This is a genomic window from Kitasatospora sp. NPDC029312 (assembly GCF_055569215.1).
Map to the genome: position 1 here is coordinate 39,530 of NZ_JBVHXY010000016.1, position 19,313 is coordinate 58,842.

Sequence of the window (19,313 nt, forward strand, 5' to 3'; positions counted from 1 at the left end):
GGGGAGGGGGTGGGATGGGGAGGGTGGGGTGGTGTTGCTCCGTGCCGGACACCCGGGCGGGGGTGTCCGGCACGGCGTCGGGGCTGGGGCCTCGTCGGCCCGGTCTCGCCGGCCCGTTACGAGACGGTCCACTCCTGGTGGGTCCGGCCGGCGGCACAGGTCCACTGGACGACCTGGGCCCCGTCGGCCGTCGAAGCCCCCGCGACGTCCAGGCACTTGCCGCTGTTGACGCTGGTCACGGTGTGGGTGGCCGGCGCGGCCAGCGGCGTGATGGTGGTGTTGGCGAAGTCGGCGTGCTGGAAGCCGCCGACGCCCAGGCCGATCTGCCCGACGCCGTGGCCGGCGTCGCCGACCGAGGCGACCTGGCTGTGGTCGATCGACGGGGTGATGGTCTGGCCCTGCACGGCCAGCGCGAGGTTGGGCCAGGTGCCGGCCCCCGCGCCGGGGTAGCTCCCGCTCGCCAGCACGGTGTCGGTGCCGGAGCAGTCCTCGCTGAACAGGGAGGTGATCCGGGCGTCGAGGTATTCGCGGTTGACGTTGCGGGCGAGGGCAGCCGGGTCGGCGCCGTAGCTGTCGTTGTCGTCCTCGGAGGCCCAGAGCCGCTTGCCCAGCCCGGCCGCGGTGTCGCTGCCGGGGCAGGCGGTGTAGACCGGGGTCGAGGGCCAGCAGGTGCCGTGCAGGCCGATGACGCCGACGGCTTGGGCGAAGGCGGGGTCGGCGGCCAGGTCGGCGGCGATCGACCAGTGCTCGTCGTCGCTGTCGGAGGCGACCAGGGTGGTGCCCTGGTGGCCGCGGCCGTCGAGGTCGGCGCGCAGCTTCACCGACTGCGTCGCGGGGGCCGGTACGGACACTGCGGGCGGCGCGGCCAGGGCGACGGCGGCGAGACCGAGTGCGAGCGCCGCCTGGGCCGTGACGCCCCGGCGGAGTGGGTGGGCAGGTCTGTTCATCGACTACTCCTGTCCTCGGGCTGGGTCGGCGGGGCGGGGCCATCAGGTGGACTGGCGGGTGCATGCCGACCTGCCGGGGAGGACAGTAGACCCATCTTCCAACACCAATCAACAACTTCGGATGAAATGCAACGCGATCAGCCATCCAGCCGACCCGAGGCGGCAGCCCGGAGAACCGGACGGGTGAGCGTCACTCAGTTCCAGTCCCGAACACGATCCTTCGGGCCGATGCGTTTGATTGCAGTGGTTCCTGAGTGATCTTGTTGCTTCCGGCCAGTCCAGACTCAGCAGGCGGCGACCGCCGACCGCGGCGCGCTCAGGATCCCGAGCAGGCTCGCCACCTCCCCGGCGGCTTCGTCATGCCGTGGTCGACCGCCGCCGCCAGGGTGTCGCCCGAGGCACCCGACGAGCCGTGCAGCACCAGCGGCACCTGCACGGCGGCCGCCCGGGCCACCGCGAGCACGGCGCCGCCGACGGGCGCGAGGCCGCCGTGGTGGTGCACCGCGTTTTCGCTGATCTGGAGGACCACGGGTGCGCCGGCGGCCTCGGCCCCGGCCACGATGGCCTCGGCGTGTTCCAACTGGACGACGTTGAAGGCACCGACGCCGTGGCCTCCGTGCGCGGCGGGCCGACGATCTCCCCGCTGACGATCTCTCCGCCGACGATCCCCCCGGTTCCGACTAGGGGCACGGTTCTCCTCGCGGGTGCGCCGGGTCGAGTTCCTCGACCCGGACGAGGTCGAGCAGGCGGTGGTAGGCGGCCGCGTCGAAGCGGCCGGCCTGCGGGGCCAGGACGGTGGCGGCGGACAGCGCCACGGCACGGCGCAGCCGGTCGGGCCAGGGCTCGCCGTCGGCCAGGCCCAGGGCGAGGGCCGCGACGGCGGAGTCCCCCGCCCCGGTCGGGTTGCCGGTCAGGACCTCGGGCGGGCGGGCGTGCCACCGGCCCCCGGCCGTCACGGCGAGCAGGCCGTCCGGGCCGAGCGAGGCGGCCACCGCCTCCGCTCCGGCGGAGCGGAGCAGTTCCGCGCCGCGGAGCGGATCCTCGGTGCCGCCCGCCCGGGCCAGTTCGGGGGCGTTGGGCTTCACCACGGCAGGACGGGCGGGCAGCGCGTCGAGCAGGGCCGGACCGTCCGCGTCGAGCACGGCCCGGACGTCCCGGGCGCCCGCCCGTTCCACGAGCTCGCGGTAGGCGCCGGCCGGCAGTCCCGGTGGCAGGCTGCCCGAGAGCACCACGGCCGAGGCGCCGCGCAGCAGGTGCTCGTAGTGGGTGAGGAAGCGCCGCCATTCGAGTGGCTCGATCTCGGGGCCCGGTTCCAGCAGCATGGTGGTGTCCCGGTCGTCGACCACGGCGACGGTCCGCCGGGTCTCCCCGGCCACCTCGACCAGTTCGTCGCGCAGTCCGACGTCGGCCAGGTCCGCCAGGTCCGCCCGGACGGCCTGGCCCGCCGGGCCGCCGACCAGCCCGGTCACCACCACCTCCCGGCCGAGGGCGGCGAGGACCCGGGCCACGTTGACGCCCTTCCCCCCGGCCTGCCGGGTGACGGCCCGCACCCGGTTGCTCGCGTGCAGCCGGGCCTCGGGCAGGCGGTAGGTCACGTCCAGGGCCGTGTTGAGGGTGACGGTGAGGATCACGCGGCGGCTCCGTCCAGGAGGTCCTCGGCGAGCAGGGCCGCCCCCAGGCAGCCCGCGCGGGGGCCCAGCACCGCGGCCACCAGCGAAGGCGCCGGCCGGAACGGGAGGCGCTCGGCGAGCGCGCCGCGCAGCGGGGCCAGGAAGGGCTCGCCGGCCTGCGTCAGCCCGCCGCCCAGGACGACGCGCTCCAGGTCGAGCAGCGCCGTCAGGGCGGCCAGGCCGTCGGCCAGCGCCTCGATCGCCTCGGTCCAGATCCGGCCGGCCAGCGGGTCGCCCGCCTCGGCCAGGGCCACGACCTGCCTGGCCCCGACCTGCCTGGCCCCAGTCTCTCTGGCCCCGACCTCCCCAGCACCAGCCCCGGCCCGGCCCGACGCCTCGGCGTAGCGGCGGGCGATCGCCGAGGCGGAGGCCAGCGTCTCCAGGCAGCCGCGGTTGCCGCAGGCGCACCGCTCGCCGCCGGGCCGGACCACCAGGTGGCCCAGCTCGCCCGCGAAGCCGCGGCTCCCCGCGAACGGCCGGCCGCCGATCGTCAGCGCGGCGGCGATGCCCGTCCCGACCGGCACGAAGGCGAAGTCCGCCCAGCCGCGCCCGGCGCCGAGCCGGCCCTCCGCGAGGCCGCCGGCCCGCACGTCGTGCCCGAAGGCGACCGGGAGGTCCAAGTGCTCGGCGGCCCACCGGCGCACCGGCGTGTCACGCCAGCCGAGGTTGGCGGCCAGCACGGCGGTGCCGTGCGTCTCGTCCACCAGGCCCGGCACGACGATCCCGGCGGCTTCCGGCTTCGACCCCCTGCGCGCCGCGTACGCCACCAGCTCGTCCGCGCACCGCAGCACCGTTTCGAGCACGGCGTCCGGCCCGCGCTCGGCGCGGGTGGACCACTGCGCACCCTCGACGAGCTCGCCGCCGTCGACCACGGCGCCCTTGATGTGGGTGCCGCCCACGTCCAGCGCGATGACGCTCATGAGGCCGCCCCGGGGTGCCGGCCGGTCACGACTGCTCCAAGACGACGGACCGGGTGAGCGAACCTGGTCTGTACGACGGACCGCTCGTCCGCGAACTCCAGGGCCACCATGTGGCGCGCGGCCCCGCCGATCGGGGTGCCGGGGTCGGTCGTGATCGCCACCGTCTCGGTGTCCCAGGTGCGCGCCGGGGCGCCGGGCACCTCGGTGGTCGTACCGGAGCGGGTGAGGGCGAGGACCCGGTCGTAGCGCCGGGCCGCCGGGAACTCGGGGGCCGCGAACGCGTCGGGCTCCCCGAGGCCCAGGCTCTCGCGCAGGGCCGCGTAGGCCTGGGCGATGTGGAGCGAGGTGCCGCAGCCGACGACGGCCACCCGCTCGCCGGGATCGGGCAGGTGCTTCGGCGTCAGCTGGAGGGCGCGCTGCCAGCGCTCGGGCTGACTGCCGTTCTCCTCGTCCACATGGGCCATGGATACCTCCTGGGTGGTCGTGCACGATCATCGCGCGTGCGGGATGAAGGGGCGCGGCGAATAGGCCGGGCCCCGGGACGGCCCCGGGGCCCGGCGTCGGGCCCGTCCCGCCGGACGGGCCCGGGTCAGGCGATCGACCAGCGCTGGAGCGGTGAGCCGGTGTCGGGCTGCTGGGCCACCGCGGCGCCGTCGGAGGCGGAGTCGGCGGTGAGCAGGAGTCCGCTGGCGGCCGAGGTGACGCGGTACGTGCCGTCCGCCAGCAGCCGGACGGTCCAGTGCTGGTTGGCGCCGCCGCACGGCCACTGGATGACGGCGGCACCGGCGTCGGTGGAGCCGCCGCTGACGTCGGCGCACATCGCGGAGAGGCCGTTGACCAGTTCGTACGAGCCGTCGGGCTGCGGGCGGAACTGCCAGCGCTGGTTGCCGGCACCGGTCGGGGTCCAGGTGATGAGCCGGTTGCCGGCGGTGGTGCTGTGGTCGGCGTCGTCGAGGGCCCGGCCGCCGGTGGTGAGGGTGTGGACGCCGCCGAGGGCCGGGGTGACGGTCCAGGTGAAGGAGGCCGAGGCGTGCGCGGTGCCGGACGAGGCGGTGACGGTGACGGTGGAGACGCCGGCGCCGGTCGGGGTCCCGGAGATCAGGCCCGTGGAGCCGAGGGTGAGCCCGGCGGGCAGGCCGGCCGCGGTGAAGGCGAGCCGCTTCCCGAAGGTGTCGGTCGCGGTCAGCTGGACCGAGGCGGCCTTGCCGACGGTGCCGGAGCGGTCGCCGGGGCCGGTGAGCACGACCGTTTCGGGCGCCTTCCCGGTCGGGGTGAGCGTGAGGGTCTGCGCGGCGGCGGTGCGGCCGCCGCCGACGGTGGAGCCGGTGGTGTCGGTCCAGTACCGGGCGGGGGTGGTCTCGGCCGGGGTGCCGGCGGCGGTGAGGCCGAGCACCAGGCCGCTGTAGCGGTTGACCAGGCGGTAGCCGGTACCGGCCGGCACGATGAACCACTGCTGCCCGACGCCGGCGGCCGTGCCGACGGTCGGCGCGGCGCCCCAGGCGCGTCCGGCGCTGGTCGAGGCGTCCACCCCGAGCGCGCCGCCGGTCGCGGCGTTGACGATGCGGTAGGAGCCGTCGCCGTTGCTCGCGAACGACCAGGACTCCAGCTTGGAGCCGGTGGCCCGGGCCGCCGAGGTGGTCGCCGGGCTGCCGGGGCGCTGGGCCAGCACCCGGCCGTCGCCGCTGCCGATCCGGTACGTCCTGGTCAGGTCGAACGGTGGGGCGGCGGGCTTGGAGGTGCCGACGGTGAGGTCGACGTACTCGCCCGACGAGCCGTTGGAGCAGCCGTACGCGCAGTAGAAGCGGAAGTCGCGGCCGACGATGGTGGAGCCGGTCAGGTTGGCGCTGTCCAGGAACCAGCGGTACCAGGAGGCGGTGTGGTAGTCGCCGGTGTCGCCGAGCAGGGTCCACTTCTGGGTGGCGAGGTCCTTGGTGGCGTAGATCTGCTGCGGGGCGTCGCCGCTCTGGTCGACGGCCTGCGGCGTGCCGAGGTAGAGGCCCAGGTGGGCGTCGTAGGCGACGTTCATCACGAACAGCGGCGAGGTCGGGGCGAGCGTGCCTGCCGCGACCTGCTGCTTGACGGTGCCGGGGTTCGCCGGGTCGTACTCGTCGGCGGGCTGCAGGTAGCCCGTCGGATCGGCGGCGTCGGCGGGCACCATGTCGCTCTCCCGGCCGCCCGTCCCGGGCTGCGACCAGGCGCCGTCGTACCACTTCCGCCAGCTGCCGGGCGCCATCTTGGCGGAGATGGGGGCCCGCGCGACGTGCGCCATGAAGTCGCCCCAGGACCCGCCCTTGTCGACGATCCGGGAGCCGTAGAAGACGTAGAAGTACCCGGAGGCGGTGTCCACGAAGAGCCGCTGGTCGCCGTCGCCGTAGTCGAAGGTCTGGGCGGGGAAGGCCGTGGTGTCGCCCCGCGTGGTGCTGTAGGGCGAGGTGATCACGTGGTCCTTGATGTCCCAGGTCCGCCCCTGGTCGGTGGAGACGGCGTAGTCGATGGCGTCGTAGTGGAGGCCGTCGCCGAAGGGCTGGGGGGTGAACTCGTTGTGCACCAGGCCGTACCAGTCGCCGGTGTCCGGGTCGACCCAGACTCCCGTCAGGTCGCAGTAGTTCTTCTGGGAGTAGCCGGAACCCCGCGGCGCGTTGTCGGCGGTGCGGCCGGTGGGGCTGTGGTCGCAGCGCCAGGTGGTGTCGTCGTTGCGGTCGGCGGGGTTGGCGGGATCGACCGCGTCGCTGATCGCGGCCGACCTGGTGGCGCTGTCGAAGTCCTTGCCGGTGTAGAAGGTCCACTGCCGGGAGTCGTTCGCGCCGTACAGGGAGTGCGCCTCCTGGAAGTAGAAGGTGCCGTCCTTGTCGGTGTAAACGGCGGCGGGGGTGTCGTCGGGGTACGGGTAGGCGCCGGTCCCGCCGACCGACACCGTGTAGGTGGCGGCTGCGGCTGCCCGCTCGGGTGCGGGGGCGGGCGCGGGAGCGGCGGCCAGCGTGCCGGCACCGAGGGCGGCCAGCGCGACGGCGGTCAGGGCGCGGACGAGTCCGGTGCGGGCGGTTCGGGTTCGGGCGCGGGTTCCGGTTCGGGTTCGGGTGCGGGTTCGTGCGACTGACACTGGTGCTCCTCTTCCGTGCGGGGGCGCGCCGTCGCGTCCCTCGTCGTGGGGGTGGCGGAACGGAAGCGTGGTCGGTGCGGGGCGGACGCGGGACGGTGTGCGGCTCAGCCGTCCGCCATGCGGAAGTCGTACTGCGGCGGCACCGGTGTTCCGGGGTGGACGGCGAGCCAGAGGGTGTCCAGGGAGAGTTCGCCCTCGCGCATGCTGTCGACCTGGATGCCCTCGGCCAGCAGCCGCCGGACCCGGTCGTCGTCACCGCAGGCGTGCGCCGCCTCCGCCTCGGCCAGCCTGATCCGGCCGTGCGCCCGGTCGGCCGGGGTCAGGTCGGCGATCAGCGCGAGCGCCTCGGCAAAGAGCCCGGCGCGCTGCAGCGCCTCCAGCGTCTCGATCGTCACCTCCCGTAGCTCAGGGCGGAGCCGGTGGGCCGCGACCATGAGCTCGGCGGCCGTCGGCCGGTCCCGCGTGAGGAAGGCGAGCGACCGCAGCGCCCAGGGCGAGGTCCGTACGGTGACGGAGCGTTCGAACGCCTCGCGGGCGGACTCCCGCTCCCCGGCGGCCAGGCGCAGCAGCCCGAGCTGGTACAGCGCGTGCCAGTCCGGGGCGTTCGCCTCCAGCAGCAGCCTCCAGTGCGCCCCGGTGACCGGCTCGGCCGGCGGATCGCAGACCGGGAGACTGCCGGTCTTGAGCAACTGACGCCAGGGCTCCTGGGCGGCCGCCGGCGCGCCGAACGGCAGCATCGGCGAGGCGGGCAGGGCGCCGGCCTCGATCTCCAGCGCGGCCCAGCCGCCGCCCTCGGCCAGCACCTCCTCGGGCGCGCCGAACCCGTCGGCCAGCGCCTCGGCCAGCGCCAGCTCCCCCGGCGGGACCAGCTGGTCCAGCGCCTCGCCGGCGGCCCACCTGGCCGCCTCCCAACTCCCGTGTACAGCCGCTGGATCGGCTTCCAGCAGACCGTACGCCTCGGTCCAGGACCAGGTGGCGCCGGCGGGCATCGGCAGGTGCTCCAGCTGGGTGCGGGCCAGGCCCGCCTGGATCTCCAGGTAGGCGCGGTCCGGACCGGAGAGCCACTCCTGCCAGTGCGTGCCGCCGGTACCGGTGCCCCAGCAGAACATCTTGCGGCCGCGCAGCCGGGCGGTGGAGGTCTGCACGAGCCCGGTGCCGGCGCCGTCCAGCGCGGCGATCCAGGGGCGTTCGCCGGTGGGGACGTCGAGGAAGTAGTCGGCGGCGCGCCGGCTCCGGCCCGGGTAGCTGCGGTCGGCGCCGTCGCTCCACGGGAAGGGGACGCGGCGCAGGTCGCTGACGTAGTCGCAGTGGAAGGCGTGGTCCGCCGGGCCGAGGACCCGGACGTCCCGGTCCTGCGGTACGGCGATGTTGGACCACCAGTAGACCGGCGTCTCGGTCGGCGCGGGGTTGTGCACGGCGATGTGGACGTACAGCACCGGGGAGCCGGCGGGCAGCCAGGTGTCCAGTCGCAGGACGAGCCGCCGCAGCCGTTCGAAGGCGTACATCCGCAGCACCGGGGTGCCGTCGGGCGCGCACAGCCGGGCGGCGTGCAGCGGCTCGCAGGTCAGCGGCCAGTGCCCGGTGGCACCGAGGTTCCATTCCACCCCGCCGGCCAGCCAGGCGTCGCGCAGCGCGAGGTTGGCGGGCTGGAGGATGCCGTTGCGGTGCAGCAGCTCCCGCCCGGTGGGGCGGTGGACCAGGGACCACAGCCGCCCGCCGAGGGAGGGCAGGAAGGTCGCGGCGAGGGTGTCGTTCTCCAGGATCACGCACGGGAGTTCGCGCTCGGCGCGGACCCGGTCGTAGCCGCCCTGCCGGGTGTACGGCAGCAGGGTGTCGGGCGCCCCGTAGGCGAGGTTGCGGCGCATCTCGGCGTCGATCCCGGCGCCCGCGCCGACCCGGTTCGGCAGGCCGTGCAGGATCGGCAGGGTGCCACCGAGCGGATCGGGGGCGCCGGGAATGCGGAGCAGGTCGGTGCGCAGCGTCGAGGTCATTTTCCGATTCCCACCGTCATGCCCCGGATGATCCGCGTGCCCATCCAGGAGAAGAGCGCGATCATCGGGGCGAGGATGATGCAGACTCCGGCGAACATCGTGCCGTAGTCCAGGCCGTTCAACTGCTGCGCCGCGACGAACGAGGCGAGTGCCACCGGGAGGGTGAGCTGGTTCTGACTGTTCGTCAGTACCAGCGCGAAGAGGGTCTCGTTCCAGGCGGCGATGAACTGGAGGAGGAGGGCGGTGACCAGGCCGCCCCGGGCGACCGGGAGGATCACCTGGACGAAGGTGCGCGCCGGCCCGGCGCCGTCCAGGACGGCCGCCTCCTCCAGGACGGCGGGGATGCCGCTGAAGAACCCGGTGAGCAGGAAGACCGTGAACGGCATGGCCAGGCCGACGTAGACGAGGGTCAGGCCGAGGTCGCTGTCGGTCAGGCCGATCCTGGACAGGCCGACGAACAGCGGCACCACCAGGACCTGTCCGGGCACGCCGAGCCCCATGGCGAAGGTCATCGTCAGCGCGGAGGAGGTCCGCGAGCGCCGCCGGGCGAGGGCGTAGGCACAGGGCGCGGCCAGGGTGACGGCGATCAGCGAGGAGGCGCCGGCGGTGACCACGCTGTTGAGGGCCGCCCGCCCGAAGCCGCCCTGGTCGAGCGCGGTGGCGTAGTTGCCGGACTGCGGGCTGGTCGGCAGGCCGAACCCGTGTCGGAGGATGTCGGGGCCGCTGCGCAGCGAGGTCAGGAGGATCCACAGGACCAGCAGCAGGTCGGCGGCGACGACGAGCCAGACGGCTGCCGTGCCGATCCTGCTCGCGAGTCCCGCGGCCGGGGTTCTGCGTCGCACGGGTGGTGGCCTTTCGGATGGCGGTGTGGGGCCGGTACGCGACGTGTCGGCACTCGACCCGGTCGGTAGTCGCCGCGCGGTCATCGATCCGGTTGCTGGGCCCGGCTTCTCGGCCCGATCAGTACTCGATCGGCTCGCGGCGCAGCAGACGGCGCAGGACGACGGTCACCAGGGTGACCATGGCCAGGCTGACCATCGCCGCGGCGGTCGCCATGCCCAGCCGGGGGACGGTGCCCTGTGGGAACGCCTCGGTGTACACGTACACAGCCGTGTTCCAACTGCTCACCGGTGGAAAGGCGTTGGTGCTGCCGCCGTAGAGCAGGATGAGCTCGAAGATCTTCACCGAGCTGACGGTCCACAGCACCGCGCAGACCGCGATGACGTCCCAGGCGCAGGGCAGGGTGACGTGCCGGAAGCGCTGGAACGGTCCGGCGCCGTCGAGTTCGGCCGCCTCGTAGAGGTAGTCGGGGATCTGGTCGACCGCCGCCATGATGATCGAGGTGTAGTAGCCCGTCGCCGTCCAGACCAGGGTGCCGAGGACCATCGGCAGCAGGTTGTCCGTCGACAGCCACTTGGGCGGCGTGGTCACTCCGAACAGCTTCAGCGCCTGGTTCACCGGGCCGGTGGGCGAGAACAGGAACCCGGCGGCGATGCCGAAGACCATGCCGTTGACCAGGGAAGGGAAGAACAGCACCGAGCGGGCGAAGAGCCGGGCCCGCATCTCCCGCAGCACCAGGGTCAGTGCGAAGCTGAGCACGAAGGTGACGGCGCCACCGATGACCATCAGCTCCAGCGTGTTGACCAGCGAGGTGCGGAAGTCCGGGTCCCGGAAGAGCAGCACGTAGTTCTGCGGGCCGCGCCACTCCATCGCGCCCATGCCGTCCCACTTGTACAGGCTGGTCCACAGCGCGAACCCCACCGGGGCGAGGAACAGCACCGCGTACACGATCAGCGCGGGTGCGGTGAACGGCCAGAACATCCGGCGGCGCTGGCGCTCCAGGGGGCCGGCGCCGGGGCGGACGGCGCGGGCGGGCCGGGCCCGGGCGGTGTCCGTCCGGGACGGACCCTCGATCGTCGTCGCCACCGTCAGCCCTGGGTCTGCCAGTAGGCGACCTGGTCGGCCTTGGCCTTGGCGACGAACTGGGCGGCCGTCGACTTGCCGTGCCACAGGTCCAGGTAGTTCTCGTTGAGGACCTTGGGCAGCCAGGCGCCGGACACGCCGTCGAAGGTGAGGCGGACGACCGGGGCGTCGAGGGCCTTCTGGGCGTCGGCCAGTTCGGCGGGGGCCGGGATGTCGGTGCGCGGGGTGAGGTTGAGGGCGGTGGTCGCGATGCCGGACAGCTGCTTCTTCTGCAGGAAGAAGGCGATGAACTTCTGGGCGGCTGTGGCGTTCCTGGCCCGTTTGGGGATGGCGAAGCCGATCAGGTTGGCGTCCGGCGCCTTGGCGGTGGGCGGCAGCATCGACGCCGTCTTCCAGCCCGCCGGGACCTGCTTGGCCACCTCGGCGGTGACGTAGTCGCCGTCGAGGTAGAAGGCGGCCTTGCCGTTCGCCCAGTTGGTCTCCTGTGCCGGGTACTTGGTCGCGTCGTAGCCGGCGATCAGGTGGCCGCCCCTGACCAGCTGCTCGGTCCGCTGCGCGGCGGCGAGGACCGCCGGGTCGTCCCAGGCCGCGCCGGACCTGTCGGCGGCGAGCTTGGCGACGTTCACCCCGGCGCCGTTGAGCAGGTAGTCGAAGTAGAGCGCATTGCTCCACGGGTCCTCGCCCTCGGAGGCGAGGCACGCCTTCCCGGCCGCCTTCAGTTCGTCGCACACCTTGAGCAGCCCGGCCCAGTCGGTCGGCGGGCTGGGCATGGCCGAGGCGAGGACGGGGTCGGCCGCGTTGTAGAACATGGCGTTGGTGACGACCTCGTACGGGATCACGTAGTGGTTCGCGCCGGACGGGTCCTTGGGCAGCATGTCGAAGTACTTGGCCGGGATGACCTGGGAGACCGGGACGTTCTCCTCCGGGATCCGCTGGTCCAGCGCCGGAGAGAGGTCCAGCGCCTGCCCGGCCGAGGCAGTGGCGCCGTAGACCTTGTCGTCGGAATCGTCCCACAGGTCCGGCGCCTGGTTGGCGGCGATCGCCGGGCCGATCTTCTTGGCGATGTCGCGGCCCGCCCAGGTGACGTTGACCTTGGCGCCGGTGGCGGCGGTGTAGTCGGCGATCGCGGCCTTCAGGACCTGTGCCTGCGGCTCGTCGGCGCGCCACATCGACCAGTAGGTGAAGCCGCCACCGGCCTGCGCGCCGCCACCGGAGCCGCTGCCGCAGGCGGTCACGCCGAGCGCGACTGCGACGGCCGTCGCCGCGCCGACGACGCGGGCCGCGGACATGGTCGTTCTCCCCATGGGTGGTTCCTCTCGGTGGCGCGAGATGCGGCGCGGACGTGTCGTCAGCCGGGGCCCGAGGCCGGAGAGCGGCTGGATGGCTGGGACGATACGGGCGGGTTGACCGGTAAATCAAGGGCCCTTGCAGAATTCGCCCCCAGCACGCGCCGAGCACCGCCGCTCCGGCCCAACCTCCCTCAAACTCCTTAGAAATTAACGACTTTGACAGAGGTTGACGCCTGGTCACCGGTGCCCTAGCTTTCGCTGGAAGCAAGTTGACCGGTAAATCGAAGGATCCAACCATGGTGACGATGCAGGACGTGGCCGAGCGCGCCGGGGTCACGAAGCAGACCGTCTCCAACGTCATCCGGGGCCGGGGCGCCGTGAGCCCGGCGACCGCGGCCCGGGTGCGCGCCGTGATCCAGGAACTGGGCTACACACCCAACCTGGTGGCGCGTTCGCTGGCCACCGGCGCCACCCGGACGGTGGGCCTGTTCGTCCCCACCGTGACGCACTCCTTCTACGCCGACATCGTCGAGGAGGTCGAGGACGTCCTCGACGAGAACGGCTACCACCTGCTGCTCTGCACCACCCGCCTGGACGGCGAGCGCGCCAAACGCCACCTGGCCGGCCTGACCAGCCGCTCGGTGGACGCCCTGCTGATCGCCGGCGACCGGGACCTGATCGGCCACCTGCCACTGCTGGCCGAGGCCTCCTTCCCGGTCGTCCTGTGCGCCTGGGAGACCGACGCCCCCGACCGCTTCCCGGTGGTCACCATCGACTACGAGCGGGCCGGCTACCTGGCCGGGCGCCACCTGCGCGAACTCGGGCACGAACGCGTCGCCGTGCTCGCCGGCCCCGACCACACCCCGCGGGTGGCGGGCTTCCGGCGCGCCTTCACCGCCGACGGCCTGACCGTCCCCGACGCCGCCGTCCACCTGGCGCCCGAACCCACCCCCGCGGGCGGCTTCGCGGCGGCGACGACGGCGCTCACCGCCGACCCGACGGTCACCGCGCTCTTCGCCACCTACGACGTCCTCGCCCTCGGGGCCCTGGAGGCCGCGCGGGCCGCGGGCCGAGCCGTCCCCCACGACCTGTCGATCGTCGGACACGACGACGACCCGACGGTCGGCGTGGCCCGCCCGGCCCTCACCAGCGTGGCCGTCCCCAGACGGGAGATGGCCCGGGAGGCGGTCGAACTGCTGCTGCGCGCCCTCACCCGGTCGGGCAGCCCGGCCAATTCGATCCACCTGCTGCGCCCCGAGCTCATCGTCCGGGACAGCACCGGCCCGGCCGGCGGCCGCTGAACCGGCCCGTCCGGAAGCACCCGCCCCGCACTGGGGCCGTCCACCGCGGCACCGTCCGCCGGCCCGGGCACCACCGGCTCGCGCTCGCCCTCGCCCTCGCCCTCGGCGGCCATCCCGAGCGCATCGCCGACCGGGACGCCGGTTGCGGCCAGTCCGGACGCGAATCACCTCGCCTCGACCGGCGGCGGCACCGGCACGGGCCTGTATCTCGGCCTCGGCGTCGGCGCCATCGTCATCGTCATCGGCGCCGGGGCGCTGGTCGCCTTCCGTCGCTACCGGGGCGACTCGGTGTCGTAGTCGCGCCGGGCCTGCTCGACCCGGTCCAGGTTGGCTGCGGCCCATTCGGCGAGGTGCGCGAAGAGCGGGGCCAGGCTGCGGCCCAACTCGCTGATCTCGTACTCGACCCGAGGCGGCACCTCGGGGTGGTACGTACGCACGACCATGCCGTCGCGTTCCAGCTGCCGCAGCCGCTGGGTCAGGACCTTCGGTGTGATCGTGCCGATCCGTCGTTCCAACTCGACGAACCGCTGCCGACCGTCGGTGTGGAGGGTCCACAGGATCGGTGTGGTCCACCGGCTGAACACGATGTCCACGACCGCGCTGGTCGGACAGGCGAGCTCCGGATCGGTCCCAGCGCCTGCCGTCCAGTCAGTGTTGTCGGCCACCGCACATCCCCCGGGATAGTCACTTTCCTGTAGGTACCTACTATATCGGCGGTGTTAGCGTCCCTGCGTCGGCCGGAGAGCAGCTCTCCGCGACCGTCCCCGCCCACTCGGGCGGCGACAACCATGCTGATTCGACAGGGAGTTGTTCATGTTCGTAGTGACGGGGGCAACCGGCAACGTCGGCCGGTTGCTCGTACGGGCCCTTGCGGCAACCGGTGCGCGCGTGACCGCGACGTCCCGGGAGATCACGACGGCGGACGTGCCGGAGCGCGTCGAGCACCGGCGGGCGGACCTGATCGATCCCGAGAGCCTCCGGCCCGTCTTCGATGGAACCGACGCCGTGTTCCTGCAGAACGGGGGCCCGAGCGCGCACCTGCTGAACCCCCGGAAGATCCTCGCGGTCGCCAAGGCCGGTGGCGTCGGACGAGTCGTCCTGTTGTCCTCCCAGGGCGTCGCCACCCGACCCGGGTCGGCGTCGCACGGGGTCACGGCGCGCGCCATCGAGGAAGCCGTCCGGCAATCGGGCCTGGCCTGGACGATCCTGCGGCCCGCAGGCTTCGACTCCAACGCGTACGCCTGGGCCGAGTCGGTCCGTACCCGAAGGACCGTCGCCGCGCCGTTCGCCGACATCGGCCTGCCGACCGTCGACCCGGACGACATCGCCGAGGTCGCTGCCGTAGCCCTGCGGGAGGACGGCCACGCCGGGCAGATCTACGAGCTGACCGGGCCCGCGCTCACCACCCCGCGCCAGCAGGCCGCGGCGGTCGCCGACGCACTCGGCGAACCCGTCCGGTTCGTCGAGCAGCCCCGGGACGAGGCCCGCGCACAAATGCTGCGGTTCCTGCCCGAGCCCGTGGTCGAGACCACGCTGGCCATCCTCGGCGAGCCCACCCCCGCGGAACGGCGCATCAGCCCCCACATCGAGCAGGTCCTCGGCCGCGCGCCCCGCACCTTCGCCGACTGGGCTCAGCGCCACATCGCCGCCTTCCGATAGGCCCGCCTCCTGACGCCGCTGCCCCCGTCGGCTCCGCGCCGTCGGGGGCGGCTCGGCCTTGGTGAGCCCGCCCCGGCCCCGCGGGCTGCACCCCTTGGCCGCGCCAGGGTGAACTGCCATGCTGCTGCGGTGGGCGTTCGGGGGGATGGTCGGGGTCGGGGCGGTCTGCTGCCGTTCGCGGTCCGGCCGGTCGCGCTCGTCGCGACCGTGGTCGCCGGGGTGCTGATCGCGCTCTCCGGGCGGTACGGCTTCCACCGCGACGAGCTCTACTTCCTGCTCGCCGGCCGGCATCCGGCCTGGGGCTACGTCGACCAGCCTCCGCTGACCCCGCTGCTGGCCCGGGCCGGCGCAGCCGTCTTCGGCGCGAGTCCGACCGGTCTGCGGGTCGTCCCCGCCCTGCTCTCCGGCTGCTCCGTGGTGCTGACCGCCCTGCTGGCCAGGGAACTGGGAGCGGGACGTGGCGGGCAGGTGCTCGCGGCCGGGTGCTGCGCCTGCTCGGGGTACGTGCTGGCCATCGGCCACCTGTTGTCCACCAGTACCTTCGACCTGACCGCCGAACTCGGCGTCCTGCTCCTGACCCTCCGGCTGCTGCGGACCGGGGACGCCCGCTGGTGGCCGGTCCTGGGCGCGGCGGTCGGGACGACCCTGCTGAACAAACAGCTCGTCCTCCCCCTGCTCCTCTCCCTGCTCCTCGCACTACTGGTCGGTCTGCCCGCGGCCCGCGCCCGCCACCGGCCCCGGCGGCGCCCCCGACCCGCCGACGGCACACGACGGCCGCTCGGACCGTTTCTGGGACCGTTTCTCGGACCGCTCCTCGCGCTGCTCCTCGCCCTCCTCATCAGCGCACCCACGCTCGCGTGGCAGGCCGTACACGGCTGGCCGGAGGTGAAGGTGGCCCGGGTCCTCAGCCACGTCGACGGCGTGTCGGGACGGCTGCTGTTCCTGCCGCTCCAACTGCTCCAGTTCTCCCCGGTCCTCGTTCCCGTCGCGGTGGTGGGCCTGCGCCGGCTGCTCCGCGAGGACGGGCTGCGCTGGGCCCGGCCGCTCGGGTTGGCCTACCCGGTGCTCTGCGCGCTGACGCTGCTCGGCGGCGGCAAGCCGTACTACCCGCTCCCGCTGCTGCTCGCCGTGACCGCGGCCGGCTGCGAGCCCGTCCTCCACCACGCCCGCCGCTCCTGGCGGACCCTCACGGGCCTCGTCGTCCTGGCGGCGGCCACCAGCGCCTTGGCCGCGCTGCCGGTGCTGCCGGTCTCGGCGGTCGCCGTGACCAACGCCGTCGACATCGACCAGGGGGAGCAGGTCGGCTGGCCCCAGCTCACCCGTACCACCGCAGCTGCCTGGAGCGCGATCCCCACCGCCCAGCGCGCCCGCGCCGTCCTGCTCACCTCGAACTACGGCGAGGCGGCCGCCCTCGCCCACTACGGGCCCGCCTACGGGCTCCCCATCCCCTACTCCGGCCACATGAGCCTGTACGACTGGGGCCCGCCCCCGGACGGCGACGACGGCCCGGTCCTGCTCGTCGAGCAGGCCGACGGCCACCAGCTGGAACAGCACTTCGCCAACTGCCGCACCGTGGACCGGATCGACAACGGCCACGGCATCGGCAACGAGGAACAGCACGCGGGGGTCGTGCTGTGCGAAGGCGCCCACCAGCCGTGGTCCGTGCTCTGGCCGTCCCTGCGCCAGTACTGACCGAGGTTCCTCCCCGCAGCGGGCCTTGCTATTCAGGCGCCATTCGGCCGGACATCGGACGCCGGATACCAGCGGACGGCCCGTAACCGATCAGAGGGGAACAATTATTGCCCCGGCCCACCTTGTCCGGAACCGTGGCCGCCTCATTGTAGAAGGAAATCCCGGAACCGATCGGCAAAACCACCGACCACACCCCGGAGGATATCGAGGCCGATTCCGGAGTTTCCGGCCCGCCCTCCCGTGGCGGTATTCCTCACCAGGAAAAGGCGACGGCCTGGCCTGAGGGCCGGATGCGCCACAGGGCGCACAGAGAGACCCCGCGTCGCGCAACGAACTTGTTCGCTACGAACATGTTCGTTACGGTGGAGCCACACCACCACCTACCGCGACCCGAAGGAGCGGACATGGCCCACCAGCACTTCCCGATCGCCATCCTGGGAGCCGGCCTCGGCGGCCTCACCCTCGCCCGGGTGCTCCACGTCCACGGCATCGAGGCCGCGGTCTTCGACCTGGAGGCGTCCCGCGAGGCCCGCACCCAGGGCGGCATGCTCGACATCCACGAGGACTCCGGGCAGCGGGCGCTGCACGCGGCCGGGCTGTACGACGGCTTCCGCGCCCTCGTCCACCCGGGCGGCGAGTCGCTGCGCCTGGTCGCTCCGGACGGCACCCTCCGCCTCGACCAGCCGGACGACGGCACCGGCGCCCGCCCCGAGGTGGACCGCGGCGCCCTGCGGGACCTGCTCCTCGACTCCCTCCCCGCCGGCACGGTCCGCTGGGGCCGCAAGGCCACCGGCGCGCGAGCGCTCGGCGACGGACGGCACGAGGTGGCCTTCGCCGACGGCGACGCCATCACCACCGACCTCCTGGTCGGCGCGGACGGCGCCTGGTCGCGGATCCGCCCGCTGCTGTCCGACGCCGTGCCCGCCTACACCGGCATCTCCTTCGTGGAGACCGACCTCCACGACGCCGCCGTCCGGCACCCCGAAGCCGCCGCACTGGTCGGCGGCGGCTTCTTCATGGCGCTCGCGGAGGACCGCGGCTTCCTGGCCCACCGCGAACCGGACGGCAGCATCCACGTCTACACCGCGCTGCGGACGGACGAGGACTGGCTGGACGGCCTCGACCCGGCCGACCCGGCCGCCGTGGAGCGGGCCGTCCTCGCCGGGTTCGAGGGCTGGTCGGACGGCCTGCGCGCGCTCGTCGCCGACGCCGACGGCCCCCTCGTCGGACGCCGCATCCACGCCCTGCCGGTCGGCCACCGCTGGGAGCGCGTCCCCGGCGTCACGCTGCTCGGCGACGCCGCCCACCTGATGTCCCCGTTCGCCGGGGAGGGCGCCAACCTCGCCATGCTCGACGGCGCCGACCTGGGCAGGGCGCTCGCCGCCCACCCCGGCGACGCCCAGGCCGCGCTGTCGGCGTACGAGCGGGGCCTGTTCCCGCGCAGCGCGGCGGCAGCGGCGGAGTCAGCGGCCAACCTGGAGCTGATGTTCGGGCCGGACGGGCTCCAGGGGATGGTGGCCGTGGTCACGGGCGCCCGGAACGCCCTCCCGGCGGCGTCCTAAGGTGGACGCCATGAGCAGCGCCCCGACCCCCCGCCCCCGCAGCCGCCGCGAGCGCCCGGCCAAGCCCGCTCTCACCTACGAGGGCATCGTCGCGGCGGCGGTCCGGATCCTGGAGGCCGAGGGGCTGCAACGGGTCACCATGCGCCGCCTCGCCCAGGAGCTCGACACCGGGCCGGCCTCGCTCTACGTGTACGTCGCCAGCACGGCCGAGTTGCACGCGGCGATCCTGGAGGAGTTCCTCGGTGCCGTCGACCTCGCCCCGGTCGGAGAGGCCGGCGACTGGCGCGAGCGCCTGGCCGGCGTCCTGGGTTCGTACACCGAGGTGCTGTTCCGGCATCCGGCGCTCGCCCACACCGCGCTCGTCACCCGGCCCTCGGGGCCGCACTACCTCGCCGTCGTCGAGGCGGTCCTCACGCTGCTGCACGAGGGCGGCGTGCCGGACGGGCAGGCGGCCTGGGGCGTGGACATCCTGCTGCTCGTGGCCACGGCGACGGCGGCGGAACAGTCCACCCGCGACGCCTCCCCGGCCGCCGACGCCGAGCAGGGCGCCCTGGCCGAGGCGCTGCGCGGCGCCACCGCCCACCCGCGCATCGCCGCCCTCGGCACCGACCTGCTGTCCGGTTCCCCCGAGGAGCGGCTCGCCTGGGCCTTCCGCATGGTGATCAACGGGACGCTGGGCACACCGCGCTAGCGGGGTGCCGCGTCGGCCGCCCAGGCGCGCGGCGATGCTCGGGCACGGCCGAGCGGCCGGGTCGTCCCGGAGGAACCCGGTGCGCCGGCCGCGGCCCCCGGCCTCCTCAGCCCGCCCATCCGGGCTCGGGCTGCAGATAGGTCGTCAGCAGGCGGCGCTGGGCGTCCGTGAGGCGCCGAGGCCGGTTGCGGACGGTGTCCCAGCACACGGACACGATGCCGGCGGTGGCCACCGGGCGCTCCTCGCTGCCGACCCGGACGTGGAGTTCCGTCGCGGCCGGCCGGATGCGCAGAATGCGCAAGTACGTCCTCAGCGGTGCTTCCTGCCACCGCACGGGCGCCAGGTAGTCGATGCGCTGACGCACGGTGAGATAGACGAGCTGCCGGTCGACGACCTCGCGCTCCGTGGTCATGGCCGCGATCTCCCTGATCAGTGCGGCGCGGGTTTCCTCGACGTAGGAGGCAATGGCCGCGTCGCTGACGATTCCGTGCGCATTGATGTCAGACCATCGGACGGTCGCACTGTACGTGAACGATCTCAACGAGTTTTCCGTTCGCTATCGGCCAGC

At 73.7% G+C, this 19,313-nt stretch carries 17 protein-coding genes; 5 read left to right on the plus strand and 12 right to left on the minus strand.

Translation table 11 applies throughout. The features are described from left to right. Window positions 1-116: 116 nt before the first annotated feature. The 10 genes from ACZ4WV_RS15480 to ACZ4WV_RS15525 form a co-directional block, all read right to left on the minus strand. Window positions 117-947, minus strand: coding sequence for an RICIN domain-containing protein (locus ACZ4WV_RS15480; RefSeq protein ID WP_465746765.1), 831 nt, complete (start codon window positions 945-947; stop codon window positions 117-119). Window positions 948-1,263: 316 nt separating this feature from the next. Further along, complete coding sequence (locus ACZ4WV_RS15485) at window positions 1,264-1,527, minus strand: class II fructose-bisphosphate aldolase (RefSeq protein WP_465746767.1); 264 nt, start codon at window positions 1,525-1,527, stop codon at window positions 1,264-1,266. 100 nt (window positions 1,528-1,627) lie between these two features. After that, entirely contained in the window at window positions 1,628-2,578 is a 951-nt protein-coding gene (locus ACZ4WV_RS15490) for a 1-phosphofructokinase family hexose kinase (RefSeq protein ID WP_465746769.1), read from the minus strand. Next, the gene (locus tag ACZ4WV_RS15495) at window positions 2,575-3,537 is read right to left on the minus strand and encodes an ROK family protein (RefSeq protein WP_465746771.1); all 963 of its coding nucleotides are present in this window, start codon (window positions 3,535-3,537) and stop codon (window positions 2,575-2,577) included. The genes ACZ4WV_RS15490 and ACZ4WV_RS15495 overlap by 4 nt, the downstream gene beginning before the upstream one ends. Continuing rightward, window positions 3,534-4,001 (minus strand): SIS domain-containing protein, encoded by a 468-nt coding sequence (locus ACZ4WV_RS15500; protein WP_465746773.1) that lies wholly within the window; start codon window positions 3,999-4,001, stop codon window positions 3,534-3,536. Before ACZ4WV_RS15500 ends, ACZ4WV_RS15495 begins: the two co-directional genes overlap by 4 nt. A gap of 125 nt (window positions 4,002-4,126) precedes the next feature. Then, entirely contained in the window at window positions 4,127-6,637 is a 2,511-nt protein-coding gene (locus ACZ4WV_RS15505; RefSeq protein ID WP_465746775.1) for an RICIN domain-containing protein, read from the minus strand. Between the two features lie 104 nt (window positions 6,638-6,741). Beyond that, on the minus strand, window positions 6,742-8,628 hold the full coding sequence (locus ACZ4WV_RS15510) for a DUF5107 domain-containing protein (protein WP_465746777.1): 1,887 nt from the start codon (window positions 8,626-8,628) through the stop codon (window positions 6,742-6,744). Beyond that, window positions 8,625-9,470: a carbohydrate ABC transporter permease gene (locus ACZ4WV_RS15515; RefSeq protein WP_465746779.1), complete on the minus strand. Its 846-nt coding sequence runs from the start codon at window positions 9,468-9,470 to the stop codon at window positions 8,625-8,627. Before ACZ4WV_RS15515 ends, ACZ4WV_RS15510 begins: the two co-directional genes overlap by 4 nt. A gap of 118 nt (window positions 9,471-9,588) precedes the next feature. Continuing rightward, window positions 9,589-10,554, minus strand: coding sequence for a carbohydrate ABC transporter permease (locus tag ACZ4WV_RS15520; protein ID WP_465746781.1), 966 nt, complete (start codon window positions 10,552-10,554; stop codon window positions 9,589-9,591). Window positions 10,555-10,556: 2 nt separating this feature from the next. Next, window positions 10,557-11,855, minus strand: a complete 1,299-nt coding sequence (locus ACZ4WV_RS15525) for an ABC transporter substrate-binding protein (RefSeq protein ID WP_465746783.1) — start codon at window positions 11,853-11,855, stop codon at window positions 10,557-10,559. 281 nt (window positions 11,856-12,136) lie between these two features. Here ACZ4WV_RS15525 and ACZ4WV_RS15530 point away from each other — a divergent pair, with 281 nt between their 5' ends. Continuing rightward, the gene (locus tag ACZ4WV_RS15530) at window positions 12,137-13,141 is read left to right on the plus strand and encodes a LacI family DNA-binding transcriptional regulator (protein ID WP_465746785.1); all 1,005 of its coding nucleotides are present in this window, start codon (window positions 12,137-12,139) and stop codon (window positions 13,139-13,141) included. A gap of 272 nt (window positions 13,142-13,413) precedes the next feature. On the opposite strand, the gene ACZ4WV_RS15535 is transcribed toward ACZ4WV_RS15530, so the two are convergent. Further along, window positions 13,414-13,806, minus strand: coding sequence for a winged helix-turn-helix transcriptional regulator (locus tag ACZ4WV_RS15535; RefSeq protein WP_465746787.1), 393 nt, complete (start codon window positions 13,804-13,806; stop codon window positions 13,414-13,416). Window positions 13,807-13,954: 148 nt separating this feature from the next. Between ACZ4WV_RS15535 and ACZ4WV_RS15540 the strand changes: the two genes are divergently transcribed. The 4 genes from ACZ4WV_RS15540 (at window position 13,955) to ACZ4WV_RS15555 (ending at window position 18,745) form a co-directional block, all read left to right on the plus strand. Continuing rightward, window positions 13,955-14,800 carry an SDR family oxidoreductase gene (locus tag ACZ4WV_RS15540; RefSeq protein WP_465746789.1) on the plus strand — a complete coding sequence of 282 codons (846 nt, stop codon included), beginning with the start codon at window positions 13,955-13,957 and terminating at the stop codon, window positions 14,798-14,800. Window positions 14,801-14,929: 129 nt separating this feature from the next. After that, entirely contained in the window at window positions 14,930-16,492 is a 1,563-nt protein-coding gene (locus tag ACZ4WV_RS15545) for an ArnT family glycosyltransferase (protein ID WP_465746791.1), read from the plus strand. A 404-nt stretch (window positions 16,493-16,896) separates the two neighbouring features. Beyond that, complete coding sequence (locus ACZ4WV_RS15550; RefSeq protein ID WP_465746793.1) at window positions 16,897-18,054, plus strand: FAD-dependent oxidoreductase; 1,158 nt, start codon at window positions 16,897-16,899, stop codon at window positions 18,052-18,054. 10 nt (window positions 18,055-18,064) lie between these two features. Further along, entirely contained in the window at window positions 18,065-18,745 is a 681-nt protein-coding gene (locus ACZ4WV_RS15555; protein ID WP_465746795.1) for a TetR/AcrR family transcriptional regulator, read from the plus strand. A gap of 106 nt (window positions 18,746-18,851) precedes the next feature. Here ACZ4WV_RS15555 and ACZ4WV_RS15560 read toward each other — a convergent pair whose 3' ends face one another. Further along, window positions 18,852-19,286 carry an acyl-CoA thioesterase gene (locus tag ACZ4WV_RS15560; RefSeq protein ID WP_465746797.1) on the minus strand — a complete coding sequence of 145 codons (435 nt, stop codon included), beginning with the start codon at window positions 19,284-19,286 and terminating at the stop codon, window positions 18,852-18,854. Window positions 19,287-19,313: the final 27 nt, after the last annotated feature.